At 67.4% G+C, this 1,084-nt stretch carries 2 protein-coding genes; both read left to right on the top strand.

Annotated elements, in window-relative coordinates; all coding sequences use genetic code 11:
* A partial coding sequence (locus AC1DXV_RS34930; protein ID WP_477938088.1) for a methyl-accepting chemotaxis protein occupies positions 1-341 on the top strand: 341 nt, incomplete at its 5' end.
* A gap of 227 nt (positions 342-568) precedes the next feature.
* Positions 569-1,084: hypothetical protein (locus AC1DXV_RS34925; RefSeq protein ID WP_477938087.1), on the top strand; the 516-nt coding region annotated here is incomplete at its 3' end.

Here is a 1,084-nt window from a genome sequence, read left to right as displayed (position 1 = left end):
AGATCAAGGCGCTGATCAACGCCTCGGTCGAGAAGGTCGACAGCGGCACGCGGCTGGTCGGCGAGGCCGGCCRGACCATGACCGAGATCGTGCAGCAGGTGCGCCGGGTGACCGACCTGATCGCCGAGATCAATGCGTCGACCACCGAGCAGACCAGCGGCATCGCGCAGGTCAACCAGGCGGTGAACTCGCTCGACCAGGGCACGCAGCAGAACGCGGCACTGGTGGAGCAGAGCGCGGCCGCGGCCGAGAGCCTGGAACAGCAGGCCGGCGACCTGATGCGGCTGGTGTCGGTGTTCAAGGTGTCGGCTCACGCCCGGGCGTTGGCGCCGGCGCACTGAGCACCCTGAAATCTCGCCGCGGCCTCGGCAGCCGGTCGGCACGACGGGCGCGGCGTCGTTGAAACGTCAACGATGCGTCATGACAGCCGCTTGTTCCCGGCATTCCGTTCCTGTCTAATCCGCCGGCCGCGTCGATGCAGTTCCTCCAGAGCATTCGCCGCGAGCACAGGTAGTCGGTCGAACACCGCAGGTGTTCACCGATGTCGAGACGAGACGAGGAGCGTTCCGTGAAGAGCAGGAAGATGGCAGCGCTGATGCTGCTGATGGCGCACGCGTGCCTGTGGTGGGTCGGGTCGGTTGCAGCACAGCCCATCACGCAGTACCGGGCGAACTACGAAGCCATCGGCGCGTGGACGTCGTCGGTGCCGGCCGCAGTCGGTGACCTGATCCAGATCCTGGAGTCTGTCAGCGGCTCGTATTGCGCGTCGGTGCGCAATGCGCCGGACGACTACACGATCCGCGAGTGCTCCTACCTCGACCACGAGACCGACGGCGTGCACTTTCGCATGCGCCAGGTCATCGATTCCCGCCACGGCGAAGAGATCCATCACTCCGACAACATCATCGGCGGCACCTACGARACCCGTGGCCCSTGGGTGATGACGCGCATCAAGGGCCCGCCGCGCAGCTGCCCGGCGCAGCTCCAGCCCGGGCACCCGATCCACCCGATCAGCGGCGGCAAGAGCCTGCGCGAGGACCTCGGCGTGGGCCGCATCGGCGGGCAGCCGCTGGTGGCGCTGTAC

The sequence above is a fragment of the Rhizobacter sp. P3_C12 genome (assembly GCF_056402735.1).
Note: the sequence above shows the minus strand (reverse complement) of the source record. Positions and strands in the feature narration are given on the sequence as shown.